The 18,232-nt window shown below is 41.2% G+C and carries 18 protein-coding genes; 2 read left to right on the top strand and 16 right to left on the bottom strand.

The window, feature by feature from the left end; genetic code table 11:
- The 16 genes from BSR19_RS04390 to cdaA form a co-directional block, all read right to left on the bottom strand.
- Positions 1-744 carry an acyl-ACP thioesterase domain-containing protein gene (locus tag BSR19_RS04390; RefSeq protein WP_156246637.1) on the bottom strand — a complete coding sequence of 248 codons (744 nt, stop codon included), beginning with the start codon at positions 742-744 and terminating at the stop codon, positions 1-3.
- Positions 745-1,881, bottom strand: coding sequence for a radical SAM family heme chaperone HemW (gene hemW / locus BSR19_RS04385; protein WP_004182690.1), 1,137 nt, complete (start codon positions 1,879-1,881; stop codon positions 745-747).
- Positions 1,882-1,976: 95 nt separating this feature from the next.
- Complete coding sequence (locus BSR19_RS04380) at positions 1,977-2,717, bottom strand: hypothetical protein (RefSeq protein ID WP_156246636.1); 741 nt, start codon at positions 2,715-2,717, stop codon at positions 1,977-1,979.
- 208 nt (positions 2,718-2,925) lie between these two features.
- The gene (locus BSR19_RS04375; RefSeq protein WP_156246635.1) at positions 2,926-4,041 is read right to left on the bottom strand and encodes a hypothetical protein; all 1,116 of its coding nucleotides are present in this window, start codon (positions 4,039-4,041) and stop codon (positions 2,926-2,928) included.
- Between the two features lie 64 nt (positions 4,042-4,105).
- Complete coding sequence (gene rfbB, locus BSR19_RS04370) at positions 4,106-5,152, bottom strand: dTDP-glucose 4,6-dehydratase (RefSeq protein ID WP_002884100.1); 1,047 nt, start codon at positions 5,150-5,152, stop codon at positions 4,106-4,108.
- Positions 5,153-5,354: 202 nt separating this feature from the next.
- Positions 5,355-5,948: a dTDP-4-dehydrorhamnose 3,5-epimerase family protein gene (locus BSR19_RS04365; RefSeq protein WP_014633275.1), complete on the bottom strand. Its 594-nt coding sequence runs from the start codon at positions 5,946-5,948 to the stop codon at positions 5,355-5,357.
- Complete coding sequence (gene rfbA / locus BSR19_RS04360; protein ID WP_002883992.1) at positions 5,948-6,817, bottom strand: glucose-1-phosphate thymidylyltransferase RfbA; 870 nt, start codon at positions 6,815-6,817, stop codon at positions 5,948-5,950. Before rfbA ends, BSR19_RS04365 begins: the two co-directional genes overlap by 1 nt.
- 212 nt (positions 6,818-7,029) lie before the next feature.
- Positions 7,030-8,376 carry an acyl-CoA thioester hydrolase/BAAT C-terminal domain-containing protein gene (locus BSR19_RS04355; RefSeq protein ID WP_156246634.1) on the bottom strand — a complete coding sequence of 449 codons (1,347 nt, stop codon included), beginning with the start codon at positions 8,374-8,376 and terminating at the stop codon, positions 7,030-7,032.
- A gap of 186 nt (positions 8,377-8,562) precedes the next feature.
- The gene (locus BSR19_RS04350; RefSeq protein WP_156246633.1) at positions 8,563-9,651 is read right to left on the bottom strand and encodes an NAD(P)/FAD-dependent oxidoreductase; all 1,089 of its coding nucleotides are present in this window, start codon (positions 9,649-9,651) and stop codon (positions 8,563-8,565) included.
- 66 nt (positions 9,652-9,717) lie between these two features.
- Positions 9,718-10,545 carry a ZIP family metal transporter gene (locus tag BSR19_RS04345; RefSeq protein ID WP_156246632.1) on the bottom strand — a complete coding sequence of 276 codons (828 nt, stop codon included), beginning with the start codon at positions 10,543-10,545 and terminating at the stop codon, positions 9,718-9,720.
- Positions 10,546-10,557: 12 nt separating this feature from the next.
- Positions 10,558-11,346, bottom strand: coding sequence for a Nif3-like dinuclear metal center hexameric protein (locus BSR19_RS04340; protein ID WP_156246631.1), 789 nt, complete (start codon positions 11,344-11,346; stop codon positions 10,558-10,560).
- Positions 11,336-12,022 carry a tRNA (adenine(22)-N(1))-methyltransferase gene (locus BSR19_RS04335; protein WP_156246630.1) on the bottom strand — a complete coding sequence of 229 codons (687 nt, stop codon included), beginning with the start codon at positions 12,020-12,022 and terminating at the stop codon, positions 11,336-11,338. The genes BSR19_RS04340 and BSR19_RS04335 overlap by 11 nt, the downstream gene beginning before the upstream one ends.
- A gap of 98 nt (positions 12,023-12,120) precedes the next feature.
- Positions 12,121-12,561 carry a GtrA family protein gene (locus tag BSR19_RS04330; RefSeq protein ID WP_156246629.1) on the bottom strand — a complete coding sequence of 147 codons (441 nt, stop codon included), beginning with the start codon at positions 12,559-12,561 and terminating at the stop codon, positions 12,121-12,123.
- 2 nt (positions 12,562-12,563) lie between these two features.
- Entirely contained in the window at positions 12,564-13,916 is a 1,353-nt protein-coding gene (gene glmM, locus BSR19_RS04325; RefSeq protein ID WP_048790754.1) for a phosphoglucosamine mutase, read from the bottom strand.
- A gap of 220 nt (positions 13,917-14,136) precedes the next feature.
- Positions 14,137-15,102, bottom strand: coding sequence for a CdaR family protein (locus tag BSR19_RS04320; RefSeq protein WP_064520533.1), 966 nt, complete (start codon positions 15,100-15,102; stop codon positions 14,137-14,139).
- Positions 15,099-15,950: a diadenylate cyclase CdaA gene (gene cdaA / locus BSR19_RS04315; protein ID WP_156246628.1), complete on the bottom strand. Its 852-nt coding sequence runs from the start codon at positions 15,948-15,950 to the stop codon at positions 15,099-15,101. Before cdaA ends, BSR19_RS04320 begins: the two co-directional genes overlap by 4 nt.
- Positions 15,951-16,051: 101 nt before the next feature.
- Between cdaA and murT the strand changes: the two genes are divergently transcribed.
- Positions 16,052-17,395: a lipid II isoglutaminyl synthase subunit MurT gene (gene murT, locus BSR19_RS04310; protein ID WP_013990772.1), complete on the top strand. Its 1,344-nt coding sequence runs from the start codon at positions 16,052-16,054 to the stop codon at positions 17,393-17,395.
- Positions 17,395-18,183, top strand: coding sequence for a lipid II isoglutaminyl synthase subunit GatD (gene gatD, locus BSR19_RS04305; protein WP_037600521.1), 789 nt, complete (start codon positions 17,395-17,397; stop codon positions 18,181-18,183). Before murT ends, gatD begins: the two co-directional genes overlap by 1 nt.
- The last annotated feature ends 49 nt before the right edge of the window (positions 18,184-18,232 follow it).

Here is an 18,232-nt window from a genome sequence, read left to right as displayed (position 1 = left end):
CTACTCGTCTCCTATTTCTTTCCATTGGATAATAGCCTGAGCATGAATATTGCCATCCACACAAATCTGGTGTTGACTGCTCAAACTTTCTTGGTCAAACTCGTAGCCTGAATAAATTTCTGATCCATGATGAATTTCCTTAACATACTTGAGGTCAATATGGGCCGGTGTGTACTTGGTCAAAAAGTCCAAATCGAAAACATCCAACATCCACTCCAAGTACTTGCTATTATTAACGTGACCATTCATGTCTAGGTCAAAATAACGCACACGATATAAAGTCTCAATTGGATTTTCCAAAGCCTTATAGCGAGGTCCTCTAAGCAACTTTTTAGTCTTATCAGCTCCATAAGGTGCTACCACCTCATCTGGTACTTCTGCTACCTTACGCGTTTCATAATCCATGAGAGCAAAGGTAGTCTTAAAGAGCATAATTTGCTGACCAGTTTCATCTGTGATGTAAAAATTACGGTAACAGAAAATCTTATTATAGGAAATAGCTTCCGTTGTAATGGTCACCTTTTCATTGTAGCGAGGCAGACGGTCAATCTCAATCGCATAGTCTGTCACAATCCAAACCAGACCGTACTTATCAAAAACGTCCTTATCCGTATTTCCCAGAGATTCTGACTGCATACCAGATACTTGCAATGAAAACGCCAATAAGTGCGGTAATTTCACCTGATGCGTGATATCCGTCTCATAAAACGGAATCTGATAAGAAATACTAAATTTTAATCCCATCTAATCCTCCAAGATAAATTGCTCAGCGACACTATCACCCAAAAAGAGTCCTCGTTTGGTCATACGAACCACCTCTGGATCCTTGACCAAGAGCCCATCTTCCTGTAGTTTTTTCACAATGTCTCCATAAGTATCCGCGAATGACAAGCCAAACTTCTCTTCAAAACGTTTGATGGACACTCCCGACTTTTTACGCAAGCCAAGGAAGAACTCCTCTTCCATCATCTCCGCCTTAGTCAGATGCTCCTCGTGAAGTCTAGCATGACCATCCTCAGCTATAGCCTTTAGATAATGCTGGATAGGCCCTCTATTGCGATAACGAACACCATTAACATAACCAGAGGCTCCAGCACCCACACCATAATACTCATCATTATTCCAATACATGAGATTATGTCGACTCTCCATCCCAGGTTTGGTAAAGTTTGAAATCTCGTAGTGCTCAAAACCATTGTCTTCCAACTCTTGGATAATATAGTCAAACATCTCTGCCTCCAAGTCCTCAGTCGGAAGATTGAGCTTACCCCGACGCATCTTATTCATAAAGACCGTATGATGTTCCAATATCAAACTATAGAGACTTAGGTGTGGAATATCCAGTTCCAGTGCCTTTCTCACATTTTCCTTGACCTGATCCATAGTTTGACCAGGTAGTGCATAAATAAGGTCAATGGAAATATTATGAAAACCAGCAGCCTTTAAGCTATCAATACTTTCATAAATCTGTGCTTGATTGTGACTGCGACCAATTTGACGCAAGTGCTTGTCATCAAAGGTCTGAACCCCTAAAGATACGCGATTTACAGCTGATTTTTTGAGCACCTCAATCTTATCAACCGTCAAATCCCCAGGATTGGCCTCAATGGTAAACTCCTCCAACTTAGACAAATCCAAATTTTTCTGAAGATTACTTAAAAGGTAGTCCAATTGCTCCGCAGAAATAGCTGTCGGTGTCCCACCACCAATATAAAGGGTGCGAAGCTCCTTGATATCTAAAAGCTCCCACTCACGAATCAAAGCCCGTAGGTAGTCATCAACGGGCTGATTTTTAATAAAGACCTTAGAAAAGTCACAATAATAACAAATTTGTGTGCAAAATGGAATGTGCACATAGGCTGACGTTGGTTTTGTTTGCATGTAACTATTCTACCATTTTTTAAACAGAAATGAGACCTCGAATGATAAGAGTTTGAGCCAAAAAAGAAGCCATCTCTCCAGATAGCTTCTATTCTTTATTTTGTTAATGAGAATGGGAAAGCATTATAGTTGCTATAATCAAAGGTTGGTCCCAAGTCAGAGATGAATTGAACTGGCGTGTAAGTTCCATTTTCAAGAATAAAGCCAGGCTTAGCTTGAAAACCAGCTCCCCCTATTCCTGTAATACCAGGAAGCAAGGTAGAAAAATCGCCACCCTCCCAAACGTAGAGATTTCCAGAAATTTGAACAGCTTTTGCAGTTGTAGAGCTTTGACGATAGGGTTCGTAATCGACATTGAAATTTGCCTTTGAAGTGATGTTGCCATCAGCATCAACTGTAAAACTAATGTCTGTTGCTTGAGGACTCGTACCAGTCCAAGTTCCAACCAAACCTGCTGGGACAGGAGCGTCACTTTGGGTATCAGCTGTGGCTTGACTAGACTTGTTTGACTCAGAAGCAGCACTACTATTTGTCCCTGCTTGAGCATCATTTCCAGCTGTGGCTTGATTTTTTGATGAGCTAGCTTCAGGAGCACTCGCTTCTTCTTGACCTTGAGAATCCTTTGAAGCTGAAGCTTCTGTCTTAGCCTTTTTAGCAGACTTCTTCTCAGATGTTTTTGTTTTAGCAGAGGACTTCACTACTTTAGAAGTTGAAGTTGTAGATGATGCTGTAGTGTCTTTTTCTGACTTAGAGCCACATCCGACAAGTGCTGTAGAAACAGCTACAGACAACAAAACAAGGGAACAAACACGGATAACTTTACTTTTCATTTTCATAAACCTCTTTTCTATATGTCTATTATATCTATTTTGTTACAGAAATCAAGTATTTTATGTAACTTTTGTAACATTTATGTAATCAATTGTATCGCTGTTATAAGTTAATATCATATTTACTAGTAAAAAAAGCCCATCACTCCCAAAGGAATGATAGGCTTCTGCATCTTATCTAGGTACTTCTTACCTGCTAGAGGTATCCTAATTACTATTTGTCTTCTCTTTCAATATAACCCCCTATGGAGAGAAGGTTGAAGCTATCCTCCAAGACAATAATGCGATTACCACCATCTACAAGGACATAATAGTATGACTTTCTCGCATCGTGGTAGATGTCATTAACACTCTTAGCCTGATAACCATGTGACTTAAGAGACTTCTGTATTTTAGCAAACTCTTTTTGCACCTTATCATTATCTGCGCTGCCTGATTGATCCGCCAGATATTCTTTTAAAGGCTTAGCAATTAAGATATCTAAAGGCTTAACATTTAAGATATCTATATCATCAGAATCTGTAGTCATAACACCATTTTCAGAAATAGTCACTTCTCCTTCTGATTCATTTTCATCATCATATGTCTTCCATTTTCCAACAAAGGCTTTTGGAACCTCTGCCTTATGAAAAAGACATTTCTTTTTTAAATCTTTGGTACTTCTTGATCCGTAGTAGAGGTCTGATAAGAATAAATCTAGAACTAAGTTTGTCCCATCTTTCTGAATCAGATTATAGTAGCCAAACCATTCCCATTTCGTCTTAACCAGTATGATCTCTTTGGTCTGTAATTGATATTTCTTGTCAAAATCGGCAATCGTTTTTAGTTTTGAATTACTGACATCTTCTAAACGTGCTTCAAACTCCTGTCTAACTTTATTACCAATAGAGATTTCTTTGATTTCTTCTTCCCTATAGCCTGCAACAAGTTTTGACTTCTTCCCATTTAACTCATAAACAAGAGCGGTATTGTTACCATTTACCCACAAGCCACCCAAGTTTGTTCCTTTGGAAGAAAACAAAAAGAGGCCAAGACTTGTTGCTACAACAAGAAATAAAGCAATACCAAGACCAATAAAAGTCTTCTTGCCAAACTTTTTCTTCTTAACAAAGACCATTTGTTGTGAATGAGCTGGGTTAACCATTTGAGCAGTCATTTGATTAGGTAAAGGTCCGACTTCTCCAGTCACAGACTTTCCATTGTTGGAAAAAGTGGCTTGTTTTCCTTCCATAACAAATTCACCATTTAGAAGGGCCTGCTGACACTCCTGAATAGTGGGCTTACGATTATTAATCGCTTCAAAATATTCAATCCATTCTTTTCTATTCATCATCTCTCCTAACAGTTCTTAACAGAAAAATCTATCACTAGCTTGGAAGTGATAGATTTCCCAATTATTTAAGCACTTCTTGTGTCTTAGCGTAGTTAGCTTCAACAGCTTCTTTTTCGGCTTTCCACCAGTCTTGGTGATCTGTGTACCACTTGATTGTTTCTTCCAAACCTGATTCAAAGTTTGTGAATTGTGGTTCCCAACCAAGTTCTTCACGCAATTTTGTTGAGTCAATAGCGTAACGCAAATCATGACCAGCACGGTCTGTTACACGATCGTAAGCATCTTTGGGTTGCCCCATTTTTTCAAGGATAAGCTCGAGCACTTCCTTGTTGTTCTTTTCACCATCGGCACCAATCAAGTAAGTTTCACCGATACGGCCTTTAGTGAGGATAGCCCAAACACCAGTTGAGTGGTCGTTAGTGTGAATCCAGTCACGGACGTTTTTACCTTCACCATAAAGTTTTGGTTTAATCCCTGACAAGATGTTGGTGATTTGACGTGGAATGAATTTTTCGATGTGTTGGTATGGTCCATAGTTGTTTGAGCAGTTTGAAATAGTTGCCTTAACACCAAATGAACGCACCCATGCTTTAACGATAAGGTCTGAAGCAGCCTTAGTTGATGAGTATGGTGATGATGGGTTGTATTTTGTTTCTGCTGTGAATTTTTCACCAGGACCTTCACCGTGTCCAGGAAGATCTTCACGCAATGGAAGATCACCATAAACTTCATCTGTTGACACGTGGTGGAAACGAATATCGTATTTACGAGCAGCTTCCAAGAGTGTGTAAGTACCAATGAAGTTTGTGTGGATAAATGGTGATGGGTCGTTCAATGAATTATCGTTGTGGCTTTCAGCCGCATAGTGAACGATAGCATCAGCCTTAGCAGCCAATTTATCAACCAATTCAGCATCAGCAATATCACCAACAACCAATTCAACACGGTCACCAAGGATTTCTTCAATGTTAGCACGGTTACCAGCGTAAGTGAGTTTGTCAAGGACAGTCACATGTACGTCTGGATGGTTGTTGTAGACATAGTGTACGAAGTTTGAACCGATGAAACCTGCGCCACCAGTTACGATGATGTTTTTATATTCAGTCATTTTTTCTCCAAAAATTTTAGTTTTTTTATCGTTCCTTTCGCTAGTGAGGGACGCCAGCAACCCTTCGGTTTCATGGCTAAATCCGAAGCCGAAGTCTCCGGATTTCCCTACAAGATTCCCTACGGCAATCTTGTTATCACTAGGGCAGGAACGATACTACCAGGCTCCTTGCAGTCGCAAAAATACTGTGCAAGGTTTATTCTTACAAATCTTCTGCTCTTAGTGGTTTAACGTCTTTGAGCAATGGGTGATTTTTATCTGCTTCTGAGACTTCTGCTTCTTCCAAGTTTTCCCACTTGATATCAAGGCTTGGGTCAGCATAATTGACAAAGGCGTATTTAGGTTTAAGTTCAAGTGCCCAGTAGTCGTTTACAAGGTAGCTGTATGATACTTTGTCAGACAAAACTTGGAAACCATTAGCAACACCACGAGGAACAAAGATTCCTTTTGAGGCATCAATAACAGTTTGATAAGTATTCCCAAACGTTTCGCCTTCACGGAGGTCAACCCAAGTTCCAAGAACCTTTCCTTCATCTGCTACTGAGATGTATTTATCCCAAGGCTCAGCGTGCAAGCCACGCAAAACATTTTTACGTGAGAAAGAAACGTTATTTTGCAATTTTCCTTCTGCAAAGAATGACTCTGGAAAACCGAGTGGCAACATCTTTTCCTTTTGGAAGTTTTCCTTGAACCATCCACGGTTATCTCCATGAACAGGAATATCAAATTCAAGCAGACCTGGGATGGCATCAATCTTGCGGGCAGCTAGTTCTTTACCAAAAAATTGTTCAGTCATTATGCTTCTCCAATCAAACGGAGCAAATATTGTCCGTATTCGTTTTTCTTAAGTGGTTGTGCCAATTCAAGAACCTGTTCTTTAGTGATATAACCCATGCGATAGGCAATCTCTTCAAGGTTAGCTACTTGGACATTTTGCAAACGTTGAACTGTTTCGATGTACTGAGCAGCTTGCAAGAGACTTTCATGAGTGCCTGTATCCAACCAAGCAAAGCCACGTCCCATAAGCTCAACAGAGAGATCTCCACGTTCTAGGTAAGCCTTGTTAACATCCGTGATTTCAAGTTCGCCACGAGGGCTTGGCTTGATATTTTTGGCAATTTCCACAACATCATTGTCATAGAAATAAAGACCAGTTACAGCAAAGTTTGATTTTGGATGCTCAGGTTTTTCCTCGATAGAGATGGCATTCATATTGTCGTCAAACTCAACAACACCAAAACGTTCTGGGTCCTTAACTTGATAACCAAAGACTGTAGCACCTTTTTCCTTAGCTTCAGCACGTTGAAGCATGGCAGAAAGACCATTGCCATGGAAAATGTTATCCCCGAGGACAAGGGCAACACTATCGTCACCAATGAAGTCTTCACCAATGATAAAGGCTTGAGCCAATCCATCTGGACTTGGTTGTACTGCATAAGAAAGTGAAATACCGAACTCAGAACCATCACCAAGGAGCTCTTCAAAACGTGGAAGGTCCTGTGGCGTTGAGATGATGAGGATTTCCTTAATACCAGCCAACATAAGCGTTGAAAGTGGATAGTAAATCATTGGTTTATCGTAAATCGGCATCAGTTGTTTTGATGCAGCACGTGTCAATGGATACAAACGTGTCCCTGAACCGCCTGCAAGAATAATACCTTTCATAAGAAGGCTCCTTTTTTCTCTAATATATTACCTATATTTTAGCATTTTTCAGCCCTCTTGTCACGGTAAACCCTATGTTCTTAAGCTTTCATTAAGAAAATCACAAGTGTCCATTTTCTTAATCCAATCAAAAAAGGATTTCGATTGAAACCCTTTTCGATTGAAGACAACTTCTTGATATATTCCCCTTGGGAAGTGTAATTATCATACTCTTAGTGTCTTTGTGCACTTATCCAGTCAAAGATACTATTATAAGTTTGTCCATTGACACTGGCACGAGAGCCACCTCCATTGGTTGGATCAGTGGCTACCATACCACTGTAACCATCCCAATTTTTCGTATTTTCAGGATGCTGAACGCCAATCACCTGGTCATGGAAGAAATAAATCCAAGCCCAATGACCATCATACTCTGTGCCAGGAAGATCAGTCCCAGTCGCTGTTTCAAAGTATGAGAACCACTTGTTAGTAGCTCCAGAGGTAATCAAGCTCTTGTATAAAGGCAAGACACTATTTTCTGGTTGTACTGTTGCGTCTGCCTTTGTGTGAATCAACCACATAGGCTGGTTCTTCAGTTTATCAATTCCAGATTGGTCAACAGTTAAGGGAGCAGCAATTGGAATAAGAGCTGCAAAATAATCTGGATAGGCTGCTCCCATGGTCAAGACCATACCACCACCATTTGAAACTCCCGCAAGATAGATTCGTCCCTTATCTACCTCTGGGTGATTAGCTAGGTAGGTATCAATGGTCTCTTTGAGTTGGGCTGCATTATCCGATCCCCAAGGTGTCTGTGTTTGAACAGCTAGAACATTAACCCCACGCGCCTGATCACCAGTTGTTAAGAAATGGCCTTGAATCTCAGGCTGGGCAAGCGCATAGACGTCATTTGAAAGAAGCGGAATATTCATGTCTGTCCCTCTTTCACCAATGCCGTGTAGCCAGACAATCAAAGGTTTTGTGCTATTCCCCGTACCAGTCTGGGCACTATAAGCCGCATACTGCATGTTACCTACCTGTCCTCGATCGCCGAAAACCTCCGTCGTTGGCATCAAACGATTGTTGATGGCATCTTGCTCAGATGAAACCATCTGTGACTGACTACTACCTTCTGCCACTACTGACAAGTCTTTCATTGATACCATATAACTTTCCAGCCATTGATTGGTCCAAGTAGAAAGGTTAAAATACATAGGTTCAGCATTCCCACCCATGTTGTAGCGATTATAAGATGGTAGGCTCAATTCAAGCGTCACGTACTTGCTATTGTCATAATAGACCACATGCCCCTTATCATCAGAAACATAAGAGTTCGTTACCTGACGACTGACCCCTGCTGTTGTAACCTGAGTTGAGCTGTGGACAACCTCTGGTGTGACCTTCTGATTAAATTCAAAAATGACTTTGGTTACAGCTGGTCCAAACTCATAACTTTCTAGAACAATACTTGTCTTTGTCACAGCCAAGTCTTCTGCTGCCCCTGCTTTGACAGACAAGCCTAAACTTATGGCTAACAAGGAAACAAAGACTGTCACATATACTTTAACTTTTTGGAACATAGTCCCTCCCCATTTTTTATTAGTATTCACCTACAATCGATGAACAGTTACTATTTTATCATTTTCTAATCAAATAAGAAATAGATGTAAATAACTCTAATAAAAAAGAATCAGCCAACATCCCTCAATAGCGAGAAATAGCCAGCTGATTCTTGAGTCTAAATATCTAGAAGAACTTTAATACTATTAGTCTTTTTTCTCAATGTACTGAGCCACTGGATAGTCCGCACTATCCAAGCTACCAGGTCGATACATGGCCAAATCAACCAGATTTTTTCCAATCAGTGGCCCTGTCGTGAGCCCTGAAGATCCTAAACCAGAAGCAACAAAGACACTCTCAAGCTCTGGAACTTCTCCAAAGAAAGGAGAGAAATCACTCGTGTAGGCTCTCGTTCCCACACGTTCTGAGAAGGACTTAGCCGTACTTAAGTCAGGGAAATAGGTCTTAGCCTCTTCCTCCAGACTTGAAAGTACAGTCTCATCAACTGTCAAATCAAAGCCTTGATCATTTTCGTGGCTGGCTCCTACCGAAATCTTTCCACCAGCAAAGGGGATGACATCTAGTTCGCCCTCTGGCATCAAAACAGGCAACTTACCAGTATCTAACCCCTCAAAGAAATAGTCACGTAATTGACCTTTTTGGGGGCGAACATCTACTTCAAAACCAAGGGGTTCAAGCGTTTGACCTAGCCAGGCACCACAAGCGAGAATGACCTTATCAAAAGTTTGAGCATTAATCTCGTAAGTGCCATTGTCAAGAGGAGAGAGTGTAACTGGTCCCCCCACCTTTTCAAAACCAGAGGCTTCAATCAAGGTAGCTGTCAACTCTGCCCCTTCCACTCTGGCTCCTCCAGAAGCATAGAGATAATGGTCAAAGCCAATGAATTCAGGGAGATCCTCAGCATTTTTTATAGAGAGTTCACCAATAATGGGTGATTCTTCTAGTCTCGTTTCTGCATGCTGGTACAAAGCGTCCAATTTACTATCGTCTTTCTTGAGAAGGGCTACACCAGACTGATCATAGAAGCTCGTGTCATAACCATCCTTTTCAAGATCTGAAACTAAATCTTGGTAAAAATCGGCTCCCAAACGGGCCATGCGATACCAGGCCTTATTACGACGCTTGGAAAACCAGGGGCTGATAATACCAGCTGCTGCCTTGGTTGCTTGTCCAAGACCATGATCAAATACTGTAACTTCTACGCCTTTTTCTTTTGATAAGTAGTAGGCAGCCGTTGAACCGACGATACCTGCACCAACAATTGCAATTTTCATTTTTTACTCCATCTATTTGAAAAGAGCTGAATCCTATATCAATAGGCACAGCTTTTTATTATTCTTTTACCCCAAGGCCACGTCCATGACCATCATGACGACAAAGCCAACCATAAGGCCCAAGGTTGCTACGTCAGTATTACCATTGGTTTGTGATTCAGGAATCAATTCCTCCGTTACCACAAAAATCATGGCACCGGCCGCAAAGGCCAAAGCATAAGGAATAATCGCCATCATCCACATGACAAGAGCAGCTCCCATAACAGCCCCTATAGGCTCCACGATGGCTGACATAGATCCCCAATAAAAGGCCTTGATACGAGATTTTCCATCTGCTCGAATAGGAACTGAGAGGGCTGCACCTTCAGGGACATTCTGCAAACCAATACCTATAGCTAGACCAATGGCTCCCATAAGACCCGCAAATGTCATATTGCCACCAGCCAAGGCTCCGAAAGTCACACCGACTGCTAATCCCTCTGGAAAATTATGAATGGTGATAGCCAAAAAGAGCAGGGCTGTCTTGGACAACTTTTTCTTACGAGGTTGAATACCTTCTGCTTTAGAGATGTCATTCCCCAAATGCAAATGGGGAACGACGGCATCAATCAAACGAAGGGCAACACCGCCAAGCAAGAAACCAGCTGCCGCAGGGAACCATGACCACTTCCCATAGCCATTTTGAGTCGCATAAGTTAAAGAAGGGTCCAAAAGCGACCAAAAAGAGGCCGCAATCATGACACCTGCCGCAAAGCCCATCATGATATCTAGCAATTTACGGCTAATATTCTTGAAGAAGAAAACAATGGCCGATCCGACAATGGTACAGCCCCAAGTAAAAAGACCAGCAATCAAGGCCAAAAAGACCACATTTTGATGTAAAAGCCAAGTCACAGACACATCCTCCTACAAATGGTCAAAAGGATTGGTTGAGGACTGACTTTCAAGTATGGTCACATTCCAATCATGCTCAAGTTTCCAAGCCTCAAGTTTCTCAGCATTCTTTGAGATAAAAAGGGCTTCGATATGGTGCCCAGGATCAATTGCCAAGAGACCATTAGTAATCATTTCCTGTCCTGTATGGTAGTAAATATCACCAGTGATGAAGACTTGTGCCCCCTTTTCCAAAGCATCCTTGTAAAATCCTTGACCGCTACCCCCACAAATAGCCACACGGCTAACTAGAGGATTGTCATGATTATAACGAACCAAGCGAACACTATCTAAGCCAAAAACAGACTTGACTTTAAGAGCAAGTTCTTCAATAGTCTGAGGCACGATATCACCCACTCGACCGATTCCATGATTTCCAGAAGTCTGCGTTAAATAAGTGGTGTCTTTAATATCAAGTAAGTCACAGAACCAATCATTAAGCCCATTATTAACGACATCAATATTAGTATGACTCACATAGACTGCAATATCATGCTTAACCAGGTCAAGTAAAATATCTCGGTCAGGCGAAGACACCAAATCCTTAACTGGACGAAAAATTGGAGCATGTTTAGCAATAATGAGGTCCACACCTTTTTCAATGGCTTCGGCTACCGTATTTTCACGAACATCCAAAGTAACCATGACCTTCTGAATCTCTTTGTCCAGACTACCAATCTGCAAGCCAACCACATCACCTTCCATAGAAAGCTCCGGTGGACAAAATTCTTCATAAGTCTTAATAAGTTCACTAGCTAACATGATTCAAAACCTCCTTAATGGTTTGAATTTTATCTTCAATAGCTGTACGATCAGCCTGATTGGCCAGTGGAATGGATCCTAAAGCAATCTCTAATTTATTGATTTCGCGTTGCCATTTGAGCTGGAAAACCTGAGATTGGTCTTTCATGAGATGAGGACCAAAACGCACTTCCTTGTCCGAAAGGCTCATGTGTCCAGCTTCTGCCACCATGATTTCGTAGTATTTGCCATTTTCAGTCATGATAGACTCTGCAATAATCTCAAAACCATTTTCCATCAACCAGATACGGAGATCATCTTCACGATTATTTGGTTGTAAAATTAGGCGGTCTACGCCCTTAAGTTTGTCCGTTCCAGCATCAAGGATGTCCGCAATAAGACGTCCTCCCATACCACAAATCGTGATAGTTGTTACCTCATCAGCAGGTTCGAAGGCAGCCAAGCCATTAGCCAAGCGCACGTCGATTTTATCTTGGAAACCAGAGGCTGAGACATTAGCAAGAGCAGATTCATAGGGCCCTTTTACAACTTCACCAGCAATAGCTGAAGTAATCAGGCCTTTTTCAAGTAAATAAATCGGAAGATAGGCATGATCACTGCCTACATCCAAGAGTTTTGCGCCTTTGGGAACATAGATTGCTACATCCTTAAGGCGTTGAGATAATTGTACGTACATATTTCATCTTTCTATTTTTTTAAGTCTCTTCAATTATATCAAAAAAGGAGGTTGGTAAGAAATGCTTTTACCACATTTCCTAACAACTTCCTTTTTGCTTATACTTTCTCGCCTGTAAAGACGAAGAATTTAGAAATAATATAGTTCAATACAATGATAAGGACCTGAGAGAAGAGGCTCTCGATACCGTTTACCCAAGCATGACTATGACCAACAAATTGACCAATAATTTCTGGATAGGTATCGACCAAGAAATAGGCCAGAGCCAAATCCAAGACCAAGGTCAATAGGCGAGCACCCACGAACTTAACAAAGCGCGTAACCATACCTGTCTTTTCCTGATTAAAGACAAACATGTCATTTGTAAAAAAGGCAAAGATGATGGCAATCGCACTGGCTAAGATCGCCGAGAGTGTCCCCTGATTGGTCAACTGAAAAATCAAAATACGACTGACCATATAAACCAAAGTTGCCAAGACACCAAAGAAAAGGTACTTGAAAACTTCGGTGGCCATGAAGACTCTGAGCTTAGCTATCATACTTAGTCCAATCCAATTTCTGCACGAACAACATCAGCAATCGTATCAACGTAGTAATTCACTTCATCATCTGTTGGGGCTTCTGCCATAACACGAAGAAGAGGTTCAGTACCACTTGGACGAACCAAGATACGTCCATTTCCAGCCATCTCAGCTTCCATTTTTTCAATGATAGCGGCAATTGCAGGAACTTCCATAGCCTTATCTTTCATGCTATTTTCCACACGGATATTAACCAATTTTTGTGGATAGATGGTCACTTCTGAAGCCAATTCAGACAAGCTCTTACCTGTTTCAACCATGACTTTAGTCAATTGGATAGCTGTCAATTGACCATCACCAGTTGTGTTGTAATCCATGATAATAACGTGTCCAGACTGTTCACCACCAAGGTTGTAGCCGTTTTTACGCATTTCTTCGACAACATAACGGTCACCAACAGCAGTCACTGCCTTGTTAATACCTTCACGGTCAAGTGCCTTGTGGAAACCAAGGTTTGACATAACTGTTGTTACAATAGTATTTTTAGCCAACTCGCCTTTTTGAGACAAATGTTTACCAATGATATACATCACCTTATCACCATCAACAATATCGCCATTTTCATCAACAGCGATGAGACGGTCACTGTCACCATCAAAGGCAAGACCAATAGCTGAGCCAGTTTCTTTAACCAAGGCTTGCAACTGCTCTGGGTGTGTCGAACCAACACCAGCATTGATGTTAAGGCCATCAGGTTGGTCACCAATAACAGAGATTTCTGCGTTCAAGTCAAGGAAAATGTTACGTGCAGATACCGCAGCTGCTCCATTAGCCGCATCCAAGGCAACTTTCATGCCACCGAGGTCAACACCTGTAGCCACCAAGAATTTTTCGTATTTACGAAGACCCTCTGGATAATCAACAAGTGTTCCAAGTCCTTCAGCTGAAGGGCGTGGAAGTGTATCTTCTGCAGCATCGAGAAGGGCTTCAATTTCCGCTTCACGCGCATCATCCAATTTAAAGCCATCACCACCAAAGAACTTGATACCATTATCAAGAGCTGGATTATGGCTGGCTGAAATCATAACCCCAGCGCTTGCATTTTCTGTACGAACCAAGTATGAGACGCCAGGTGTTGCAAGTACTCCAAGTTTGTAGACTTCAATACCCACTGAGAGCAAACCTGCTACTAAGGCAGATTCCAACATCTCACCAGAGATACGTGTATCACGTGCCACAAAAACTTTAGGACGGCCAGTCTCATGTTGGCTAAGCACATAACCACCAAAACGACCTAATTTAAAGGCCAATTCAGGCGTAAGTTCAACGTTTGCTTCTCCACGAACACCGTCTGTTCCAAAATATTTACCCATAATTTTATTATTAGTGCTTGAGCACTAAATCCTCCTTAAACTGTGATGCTGTTTAGCAAGAGTCAATCTAGTGAAATCTATCTAGATAATCTAACTTTATAAGATTTCGCCAATATTTTCAACCCTTGATTTTAAATATTTTTAATTGGTTACATTTTTATGAGATTAGTCCCTCTCAATCCCATCCATTATACATGAATTTTGGGAAAATGTAACTCCCCTATTTTTGCGTGACTTTTAAGTTAACCTTAACAGTGCCAGGCTGAACCGTAACACCTTCTGCCTTAAGGTCTATTGTTTTTGAAGTGTCCTTAGTCACTTGACTAATGTCTACTGGGACTGTGATGCTATCAATCTTATCCATAGCTTCTTGGCTACCAACGATAGTCACATGTCCACGATCAAAGCTATAGCTGATACTAGACACATTGCTAGCCTTATCCCCAGTCAGTTCGACCTTGACAGGAACAGACTTGCTTAATTTTCTCAAACTAATCTTTGCATGTACCTTAGCTGGTGAGATAGAGCTTGCTAGGACTGTACCATTTGTCGAAACTGCTTGAAGGACCAAGTTACCATCATAATCTTCAGACAGGTTGGAATCACCTTCCAATACTGCTTGAACATGGTCAATCTGATTAATGATATCTTCACTCGAGGTCACTTCTACCTTGGTGTTATCCAGGCTAACCTTTTTAACCTCATAGCCATTTGCCAACTTATCAGAAGTGATGTTAGCTACTACGTCAAAGGTTTTGCTGGCTTTTTTACCAATAGTTGCCGTCAAGGTTGATGGGGATACCTGCGCAGACATGCCGGCTGGAAGATCCTTAACCTGAATAGGTACTCGACTGGTTCCTTGACCCAGGTTTGACAAATCAGCAACTAATTTAAAGTGACGTGTATCACTACTTGTCTCAGTCGTTAAAGCCAGCTGTGTTGTCGCCGTCAAATAGACTTCGGCATCATAGGAATAACCACTGATAAAGTACTTATCACTATCATATTTAATATCCACAGGGACCGACTCAACGGTTTGTGTAAAGGTATTAGATGCACTTGAACTATTGCTTTTATTTTGCGAGTTCCCCGACCAGGCTGTGAAAAAGAGTACCACAGCAAAGAAGAGTGCAACTAGTATCTGCCATAAACGATCGTTTTTAAAGAAATTTACCAAACGCTTCATTTTTTGCTACCTCCAATCCAACGTTGGAAGAATGACTGACGTGGTTCTTGTTCTTTCAACAAGACAAGACTCAACTCTTCTTCAAATTCTTGAACGGAGAGATCATGGTTGAAATTCCCCTTGTAAGCAATGGAAATCGCACCAGTCTCCTCTGACACAACAAAGGTAAGCGCATCTGTTTGTTCTGAAAGACCAATGGCAGCCCTGTGTCTAGTTCCAAATTCTTTGGAAATCTTATTAGATTCTGTCAATGGCAGATAAGAACAAGCCGTCGCAACCTTGTTATCTCTGATGATAACTGCTCCATCATGAAGCGGTGTATTTGGGATGAAAATATTAATTAATAGTTCCCCAGTCACCACCGCATCAAGCGGAATCCCAGTCGCAATCTGCTCTTGTAAGGTCTGAGTCTGTTCAATAGAAACCAATGCCCCAATCTTACGAGGACTCATGTACTTAACAGCTTTAACGTAGGCTTGAACCAACTTCTCGTCTGAGCTAACCTCTTTATTTTGCAAAAAATGCTGAGGCGTACGCCCAAAGGTTTCAAGTGCAGAACGAAGCTCTGGCGCAAAAATCACAACCGCCGCAATGGCTCCATAGTTGATGACCTGATTCATCAAATAAGAAATCGTCGTGAAGCCTATAAAATCAGAAATCAGTTTGACTAAAATAAATAAGACAACCCCTTGAACAAGGGTCATAATTTTTGTCCCTCGTAGAGCTCTAATAAAGCGATAAATTAAAAAAGCAACAATCAATATGTCCAAACTATTGACGATAACTTTCAGCGGACTATCAAAGAGTGACCGCCAAAAATCAATATCAATGGACGAAAGTATTCCCATACATATCACACTTTCTTTTAATTTTTAAACAGTTTCTATTATACCACGAATTCTAACTATTTTGAGACTACAATCACTACTTTTTGTGATAAAATAAATTCATGACTATGAAAACTACCATGGGAATTCTGGCGGGTAAAGCTAGCCATTTCGTCCTTTCAAAATTGGGACGTGGTTCAACCCTGCCTGGAAAAATTGCCCTTAAATTTGACAAAGATATTTTAGACACTTTAGCCAAGGACTACGAAATTGTCGTTGTTACTGGAACCAACGGTAAGACTCTGACAACGGCTTTGACAGTAGGTATTCTTAAAGAAGCTTTTGGTGAGATTGTGACCAATCCTAGCGGAGCCAACATGATCACAGGGATCACTTCTACTTTCCTAACAGCTAAAAAAGCCAAGTCTGGTAAGAAAATTGCTGTCTTGGAAATTGACGAGGCCAGCCTTCCAAAAATCACTGAGTACATCACTCCAAGTCTTTTTGTTTTCACAAATATTTTCCGTGACCAAATGGACCGCTATGGTGAAATCTATACCACTTATCAGATGATTTTAGATGGTGCTGCTAAGGCGCCTGAGGCTACTATTTTGGCTAATGGAGACAGTCCTCTTTTCAATTCTAAAGAGGTAGTCAATCCCGTGCGCTTCTACGGTTTTGACACTGAAAAACATGATCCTGAGCTGGCTCATTATAATACTGAAGGTATTGTCTGCCCTAAATGTGAGAGTATTCTTCAGTATCGCCTTAATACTTACGCTAACTTGGGTGACTATGTGTGCCTTAACTGCGACTTCCACCGTCCAGAATTAGATTATAAGCTGACAGAGTTGACTAAAATCACCAACACTACTTCTGAATTTGTCATTGATGGACAAGATTACAAGATTAATGTCGGTGGTCTTTATAACATCTACAATGCCCTTGCTGCTGTTTCTGTCGCTGAATTCTTCGGAGTAGCTCCAGAGCAAATCAAAGCTGGTTTTGATAAGAGCCGTGCTGTCTTTGGACGCCAAGAAACTTTTAAGATTGGTGACAAATCATGTACCCTCGTACTAATTAAGAATCCCGTAGGAGCCAGCCAAGCTCTTGACATGATTAAACTTGCAGATTATCCATTTAGCTTGTCAGTCCTTCTTAATGCTAACTATGCTGATGGTATTGACACCAGCTGGATTTGGGATGCCAACTTTGAAAGCATTCTCGAGATGGATATCCCTGAGATTAATGCTGGTGGTGTTCGCCATTCTGAAATTGCTCGCCGCCTTCGTGTGACTGGCTATCCAGAGGATAAGATTACGCAAGCAGAAAAACTTGAAGATATTATGGCTTTGATTGAAAAACAAGATTGCGACCATGCCTATATCTTGGCGACCTATACTGCCATGCTTGAATTCCGTGATATTCTTGCTCAACGTCATGCTGTTGGAAAGGAGATGAACTAATGACCTATACTTCACTCAAATCTCCAGAAAATCGTGACTACACCTACGACCTAAATGTCGCCCACCTTTATGGTAATCTGCTCAATACCTACGGTGACAACGGTAATGTCCTTATGATCAAATACGTAGGCGAAAAACTTGGTGCTAAGATGACCTTCGACATCGTTTCAGTTGGAGATGATTTCGACAAGGACCACTACGACATGGTCTTCTTTGGAGGTGGTCAAGACTACGAACAATCCATCGTTGCTAAAGACCTCCCAACTAAGCGTGAGGCTATTGGTCAATTCATCCAAGATAACAAAGTAATTCTTGCCATCTGTGGTGGTTTCCAACTTCTTGGTCAATATTACATCCAGGCTAACGGTGTCCGCATTGATGGTATCGGTGTTATGGGCCACTACACCCTCAATCAAGAAAATAATCGTTATATTGGTGACATCAAGATCCATAACGAAGAGTTCGATGAAACTTACTATGGCTTTGAGAATCACCAAGGGCGTACCTTCCTCTCTGATGATGAAAAACCACTTGGAAAAGTGGTCTACGGTAATGGTAATAACAAGGAAGATGGTTCTGAGGGTGTCCACTATAAAAATGTTTATGGTAGCTACTTCCATGGACCAATTCTTTCTCGTAACGCCAACCTAGCCTACCGTTTGGTCACTACTGCCCTTCGCAACAAATATGGCCAAGACATTAAATTGCCAAGTTACAATGACATTCTTTCAAGCGAAGTCGCTGAAGAATACGCAGATACTAAATCAAAAGCAGAATTTGAAAAATAATTCTATGACATAGCAAAATAGCGAAACCCTAAGGGTTTCGCTATTTTTT

The sequence above is a fragment of the Streptococcus salivarius genome (assembly GCF_009738225.1).
Classification (GTDB): Bacteria; Bacillota; Bacilli; order Lactobacillales; family Streptococcaceae; genus Streptococcus.
Note: the sequence above shows the minus strand (reverse complement) of the source record. Positions and strands in the feature narration are given on the sequence as shown.

Bases quoted from the DNA above. Each gene is read 5' to 3' on its own strand.
- BSR19_RS04390 (WP_156246637.1), bottom strand. From the start codon at position 744: ATGGGATTAAAATTTAGTATTTCTTATCAGATTCCGTTTTATGAGACG.
- hemW (WP_004182690.1), bottom strand. From the start codon at position 1,881: ATGCAAACAAAACCAACGTCAGCCTATGTGCACATTCCATTTTGCACA.
- BSR19_RS04380 (WP_156246636.1), bottom strand. From the start codon at position 2,717: ATGAAAATGAAAAGTAAAGTTATCCGTGTTTGTTCCCTTGTTTTGTTG.
- BSR19_RS04375 (WP_156246635.1), bottom strand. From the start codon at position 4,041: ATGAATAGAAAAGAATGGATTGAATATTTTGAAGCGATTAATAATCGT.
- rfbB (WP_002884100.1), bottom strand. From the start codon at position 5,152: ATGACTGAATATAAAAACATCATCGTAACTGGTGGCGCAGGTTTCATC.
- BSR19_RS04365 (WP_014633275.1), bottom strand. From the start codon at position 5,948: ATGACTGAACAATTTTTTGGTAAAGAACTAGCTGCCCGCAAGATTGAT.
- rfbA (WP_002883992.1), bottom strand. From the start codon at position 6,817: ATGAAAGGTATTATTCTTGCAGGCGGTTCAGGGACACGTTTGTATCCA.
- BSR19_RS04355 (WP_156246634.1), bottom strand. From the start codon at position 8,376: ATGTTCCAAAAAGTTAAAGTATATGTGACAGTCTTTGTTTCCTTGTTA.
- BSR19_RS04350 (WP_156246633.1), bottom strand. From the start codon at position 9,651: ATGAAAATTGCAATTGTTGGTGCAGGTATCGTCGGTTCAACGGCTGCC.
- BSR19_RS04340 (WP_156246631.1), bottom strand. From the start codon at position 11,346: ATGTTAGCTAGTGAACTTATTAAGACTTATGAAGAATTTTGTCCACCG.
- BSR19_RS04335 (WP_156246630.1), bottom strand. From the start codon at position 12,022: ATGTACGTACAATTATCTCAACGCCTTAAGGATGTAGCAATCTATGTT.
- BSR19_RS04330 (WP_156246629.1), bottom strand. From the start codon at position 12,561: ATGATAGCTAAGCTCAGAGTCTTCATGGCCACCGAAGTTTTCAAGTAC.
- glmM (WP_048790754.1), bottom strand. From the start codon at position 13,916: ATGGGTAAATATTTTGGAACAGACGGTGTTCGTGGAGAAGCAAACGTT.
- BSR19_RS04320 (WP_064520533.1), bottom strand. From the start codon at position 15,102: ATGAAGCGTTTGGTAAATTTCTTTAAAAACGATCGTTTATGGCAGATA.
- cdaA (WP_156246628.1), bottom strand. From the start codon at position 15,950: ATGGGAATACTTTCGTCCATTGATATTGATTTTTGGCGGTCACTCTTT.
- murT (WP_013990772.1), top strand. From the start codon at position 16,052: ATGACTATGAAAACTACCATGGGAATTCTGGCGGGTAAAGCTAGCCAT.
- gatD (WP_037600521.1), top strand. From the start codon at position 17,395: ATGACCTATACTTCACTCAAATCTCCAGAAAATCGTGACTACACCTAC.